The organism is Micromonospora sp. ABR4_055 (assembly GCF_056160425.1).
In genome coordinates this window covers 1-5,634 of the sequence record NZ_JBSWXD010000258.1, presented here as the reverse complement: position 1 = coordinate 5,634, position 5,634 = coordinate 1, and the positions used below count along the sequence as shown (strand labels likewise).

The following is a 5,634-nucleotide window of genomic DNA, read 5'->3' as shown; positions in this document are numbered from 1 at the left end:
GGGCCACTCCGGCGGCCGCCGCACCGGCGAGCCACGCCCACGGCACGTCCCGGCGACGACCAGCGAGCGCGTCGACGGCCGCCCGCGCCCGGTGCCGCGCCTCCGCGCTGGCCGGGCCCATCCGCGCTCCGGTCTCGGTGGCGAGGTTCGAGGTGTGCCGGTGGGCCAGTCGAGCGGCGTCACCGGCGGAGTCGACCGCCGAGACCAGATGCGCCCAGGCCTGGTCGGTGATGCGTTGCGGCTTGCGGCGGTGCTCCATCAGGTTGGTCGCGAACATGCTGCTACCTCCTCCAGCGCCACGGCTGCCGGAAGCGCCCGGCGAGCCGTGGCGCGCTGCGGTTGCCTCCACGTGCCCAGCCCCGGTCGGCGGCAAACCCCCTTGTCGTCGTGCTGTTACGGCTGTCTTCTGTCGTACCGGACCGCTACTGTTGGGATGACAGCCGGCGCCGAGCCGGAGGCCGATGGGTATCCGAGGTTCGTGGTCGGCACCTCAGGCGCCCGTGCCGCAACGAATCGTGCCCCGGGTGTCCGTGCCGTAGCTCAGCGCGCAGGGGGCTATGATGCGGGTTGTCTGATTGTTAGCGATTATTGTGCCCGTCGGATGCGGATCCGGCCCGGCGAAAGCTGGCGGTGATGCCCGCACCGGAATACTCTCGGTCGCGGCCCGCGTACTGACGAGACGCCCGGATGGGCGAGTGGAGGTGCTCGCGTGAGCCTGTCGGTTGTCACATCGACGCTGCCTGGTGCAGTGGTTGAGATTTCACCACAGGGTGAGATCGACGTGGATACCGCGCACGAGGTGCGCGAAGCGGTGCAGGCGGTACTGACCAACGGCCGTCCGACCCGAATCCAGCTGAACATGCGGCTGGTGACGTTCATCGACTCGGTTGGCATCAGCGCAATGGTCGCCGGTTTCCAGGCGGCCGAGGTGAGCGGCATCAAGCTGGTGGTGACCGAGCCGAGCCGGTTCGTGCACCGTCAGTTGTGGGTGACCGGGCTGCTCGGCCTGTTCGGTGCTCCCGAGCCGTACGTCGGTGACGGCGCCGAGCGTGAGGTGCCGCTCTCCTGAGCTCGTGGTGCTCGGTGGCGGCAGGTCGCAGTTCGAACGGCTGATTAGGGTCGTGTTAACACCCGGCGGTAGATCTTGTCGGTAGCGCTGTCCTGCCGGAAAATGATCTATCGTGACATGGTTGCTGGTGGGTACCACCATTCTCCGGCGCTATGTCCTTCTTCGTCCGATCGGTCGCGGTGGGGTGTCGGTTGTCTACCAGGCGATCGACGTCGACTCGGCCCGGCCGTTCGCGGTCAAGTTGCTGGCACCGGCCGCCGCCGGCGACCGACGGGCCAGGGACGACATTCGCCGGGAAGCGTCGTTCACCCAGCGGCTGCGGCATCCCAGTGTGCCCCGCGTCTACGACGTCGGTGAACTGCCGCTACCCGGGGGCGGCACGTCGTCGTATGTCGTCATGGAGCTGATCTGCGGCGAGTCGCTGGCGGACCGGCTGACTGGCGGTCCATTGCCCTGGCCCACCGCGGTCCGCACCGCGGGGACCGCCGCAGACGTGCTGGCGGTGGCTCACCGGCGGGGCGTTGTGCATCGGGATCTCACCGCCGGCAACGTGATGTTGACCCGGTCCGGTGCCAAGATCATTGATTTCGGCCTGGCCCGGTTCGCGGATCCGCCGCCGGCCGGCCGTGCGTCGGGGACGGTGGCTGGCTCCGGCCGACCGGGCGACGACGTCTACTCCCTCGGCGTCTTGCTCTACCACATGCTGACCGGCCGGTTGCCGTACCTGGGGGTCGGCCCGGGGTCGCCGGCGACCGGCGTGCGGACAGGGGCCCTGGCTCCCACTCCGGTGCTGGCCGTCGCCGGGTTGCCGCGTCCCGTGGCCGATCTCTGTCGGGCCTGCATGAGCAAGCGTCCGGAGAACCGACCGACCAGTGTCGAGGCGGCGTTCGCGCTCTGGGACCTGCTCGGCGGCAGCCTCGGCAATAGCGGCTGCGACAGGGCGAGTGGCGGCGTTTTGTCCCAGTTATGTTAGTTGTCGGTCAATCTGGGGAATCGTGCAAAGTATGGCCGATGTCCGGGAAGTGGCTCCGCCGTCGCGGCACGTCCGGCATCGTCGACGGCGAGGACCCTTTCCCGGCGCCGAGCGTCGGGAAAGGGTTCCTCCTCCTTCAGCGGTCAGATCAGCCGATCCGGAACGGCACCCGCAGGGTCGACCGGCCGGTGTCGGCGCTCGTCGCGTCGACCCGAACCGTGGTCGCTGCATTACCGATGGCGTTCCACAGTTCCAGCCGGACGCACCCGTTGCTCATCGCCCGGAACTCTCCTGAGGCGGATCGCAGCCCGGCGCTCTGCCGGTAGGTCTCGGTGCCGGGCACCGGATCGGTGGCGAAGTAGTGGTACGTCTCGGTGCGGCCGTAGCTGCCGGAGCCGGTGAAGTCGTACGACACCCGGGCCTGGATACCCGCACCGACCGAGGTGCCCGCGTCCACCTGGAGGTCGAACGTGGTGGCTGCCGACCGGTACGCACCGGTCAACCCGCAGGCCCGGAAGGTGACCGGGTTGTGCGGCGTACCGTCGTAGTTCGCCCCGCCAGCCGACGGCACCGTGACCGTCGTCGCGTTCGTCCCGGCGGTGTTGCTCAGCACCCCGGCGGACCGCAGGTGGAACAGGTCCGAAGTGACCGGCGGGGTGGTCGGGTCCGGCGTGGGCGAGGCCGGCGGCGTGGGGGGCAGGCTCGGTGACGGGTTCGGGCTGGTCGGGGTGCCGGTGGCGGTGCCGCCGCTCCAGGTGTGCGCCCCGGTGGTGGCGGTCTGGCCGGCCGGCACGGTCATCCGGGTACCGTCGGAGAAGGTGACCGTGACCGGCGACGAGGTGAAGTTGCTCGCCACGTAGGTGCGGGCACCGTTGCGGTCGAACACCGCGTAAAGTGGAGTGTTCGCGGTGACGCCGGTGTCGACCCGACCCAACGCTGCCAGGTTGCGCACCCAGTGGAACGTGTGCGCCCGGCTCTCGCCCTCCTCGACCGGGTAGTTGGGGTTCGCCCGCAGATTGGTCAGGGCGGCGTTGGCGTCGCCGAGCGCCTGGAACGACCAGAGAATGTCCTGCCAGACCGTCGGCGGGCCGCCGTTGTTGGTGACCAGCGCGTTCCAGTTGGTGGCGATGTAGTCCGGCCGGTAGCCGAGGTAGAGCGAGCCACCGGTGACCGGCAGCATGTTGATGCCCTGGATCATCTCCGGCTCGGCGCTGAACCAGGTGGCGTAGGCCCCGCCGTCGCCCCAGACCATGCCCACCGACCGGTGCCCGAAGGAGGCCGGGAAGTTGGTGTCCGAGGAGTCGAACCAGTATTCCTGGATGGCCGCCGATTGAGTGGTGTAGATGTACAGTCCGGCGTCGCGGATCGCGGTGTTGCCGGTGGCCAGGCCCCACTGGATCAGGGCGTTGGCGAAGTTCATCCCCTCCGAGGATGACTCCTGGTTGTTGCCGGCGAAGAACGCTCCGTGCCCGGCGGCCCAGTCATGGCCGGCGTAGATGTCGAAGTCGCGCAGGAACGGGAACATCGGGTCGTTGCGGTCCCAGCTGTTGGCGTCGCGGATCAGCAGGTTGACCATGCCGCCGTACTGGCTGGTCGCCGCCCAGGTGGGGTCGAACTTGGCCAGCGTCGCGGCGGCGGCGATGTAGTAGCCGTAGTGGAAGTGATGGTCGTTGAGATCGGTGTCGGATCCGTACGAGGCGGGGTAGCCGACCAGAGTGCCCCACGCCTGGTCGTAGAAGAACACCCGTTGCGTCTTGCCTGGGCTGGCGGTGAACCAGTCGGTCAGCCGGTTCCGGATGGCGGTGAGCAAATGGTCGCGTTGGGCGGTGCGGCCGAGCTGGTCGGCGATCTCGGCCAGCCGGGCGGCCCGGCCGAGCGCCTTGCCGGTCCAGTAGGTGTCGTTGTCGAAGCCGGCGAGCGGGTCGCCGGACGCGGCCTGGTCCAGGTGCGCGGTGAGCGTGGCGAGGTCGGCACCGACGCTGGTGGCCACCGCTGGGACCTCCGGCAGTACGCCGTGGAAGCGCATCGCGGTCCGGAACGACGTCGCGCCGACCAGGTTGCGCATCGGACCGCGGGCCGACACGTAGGTCTCGGCGATCGGGCTGGCGCCGTCGAGGTGCTTCCACTGGTGCGGGTAGAGGGAGACGACCGTGCCGGTGGCGGAGCCCTCCCGGGCCGTGGTGGTGAAGCTGTAGGTGGCGTCGACCGTGCTGCTGGCCTGGTCGTAGCTCCAGCTGACCCGGGTGCCGGTGACGTGGGCGTGGGCGTACCGGCCGTAGCTGTCCATCAGCGCGGTGCGCCGGGCGGCGCTGGTGCCGGCGCCGGTCGGCAGCAGTGCGACGGAGAAGTAGCCGCGGCCGGCGAGGGTGGAGCTGATCGTGGTCCCGTTGACGGACCAGGTCGCTCCGCTGGGGCCGTAGGCGACGTAGTCGTGGCCGCGCATCGAGAAGCCGACCCGGGTGCCGCTGTGGTGCCAGACCGTCGGGGTGCCGGGGAACGACAGCTCGGCGTTGCCGCCGGTGACCTGGGCGTACACGAACGGCAGACCGTGGCCGACGGTGGCGCGTAGCGTGCGGGCGCCGTCGGACCAGTACGGGCTGACCGTCCAGTCGGTCCAGCCGTCGACCTTGACGTCCGGGGCGTTGAGCCCGGCGACGCCGAGGGTGAACTCTCGCGTGTACGGGTAGTGGTACTCGCCGACGCCGGTCGACGTACCGGAGATCGCCGCCTCGGTGGTGTAGGAGACGCCGAGCCCGCCAGCGGTCGGCTGGAACGACATCGGGTGGGCGTGCAGCGGGTCGGAGTAGGCGCAGTTGTACCGCTTGAACAGCAGCGACGACCACCAGTCGTTGGTCGGCACCGCCCCGGCCGGGGCGGTGCCCGTGACGTACTGCCGGGGGTTGGCGGAGATGTTTCCGCAGGCGGTCGGGGCGGCGGCGCCCGCCGGGCGGGTGGTGGTGTAGCTGCCGGCGCCGACGGTGGCGGCGTCGGCGGTGCGCAGTACGCCGAAGATCAGTCCGGTCGCGGCCAGCGCTGTCACGGTGGTGGCTGCCAGGATCCGGCGCGGCGTACGACCTGTTCGCGCGCCACGGATCGACAGGTTCATGGTGCCTCCGGGTCGGGTCGGGCGCGGTCCACGATCGCGAAAATTCGCGCCCGTCAACGAGTTATTGCCAGGAGGTCATCAGAGATGCGGGCTTCTGTCAATATCCCGACATGAAGTTTCGTGTATTCGGTACGGGGTCGTGGTGGTCTGTTGACAGCCGCGCCGGTGCTGCTGTAAACCTCTCGGTGAGAGCGCTCTCTCTCCTCATGGGCTGCATGTGCTCTGCGTGAGCCGAGTGCGACTGCATGGCGGTAGAGCGCTCTCGCGTGGTCGCCGGTGACCGTCGGCAAATATGCCGATCGGTCTGCCGCTGTTGCGCAAATGACTCCGTACGCTGATTCCGCCGCGAAAAGAAAACGGGGGCGGGGGGGGGAAAAAAAAAAAGGCCAACCCCCCCCCCCCACAGCACACCCACCCCCAACCTCCCCCATTTGTTTTTTTTTTTTGCTAGTTATCCCCCCCCCCCCCCCCCCCCCTCCCCCCCCC

General features: G+C 69.2%; 4 protein-coding genes. 2 read left to right on the top strand and 2 right to left on the bottom strand.

Annotation, left to right across the window (positions count from 1 at the left end):
- Nucleotides 1-277: hypothetical protein (locus ACXAHD_RS31275; RefSeq protein ID WP_475055036.1), on the bottom strand; the 277-nt coding region annotated here is incomplete at its 3' end.
- Nucleotides 278-709: 432 nt separating this feature from the next.
- Here ACXAHD_RS31275 and ACXAHD_RS31270 point away from each other — a divergent pair.
- Both ACXAHD_RS31270 and ACXAHD_RS31265 read left to right on the top strand, forming a co-directional pair.
- The gene (locus ACXAHD_RS31270; RefSeq protein WP_281550906.1) at nt 710-1,069 is read left to right on the top strand and encodes an STAS domain-containing protein; all 360 of its coding nucleotides are present in this window, start codon (nt 710-712) and stop codon (nt 1,067-1,069) included.
- Between the two features lie 127 nt (nt 1,070-1,196).
- Nucleotides 1,197-2,042 (top strand): serine/threonine-protein kinase, encoded by an 846-nt coding sequence (locus tag ACXAHD_RS31265; protein WP_281555656.1) that lies wholly within the window; start codon nt 1,197-1,199, stop codon nt 2,040-2,042.
- Between the two features lie 148 nt (nt 2,043-2,190).
- Here ACXAHD_RS31265 and ACXAHD_RS31260 read toward each other — a convergent pair whose 3' ends face one another.
- A complete protein-coding gene (locus tag ACXAHD_RS31260) occupies nt 2,191-5,148 on the bottom strand; it encodes a glycosyl hydrolase (RefSeq protein WP_289213335.1) in 2,958 nt (985 codons plus the stop codon).
- Between the last annotated feature and the right edge of the window lie 486 nt (nt 5,149-5,634).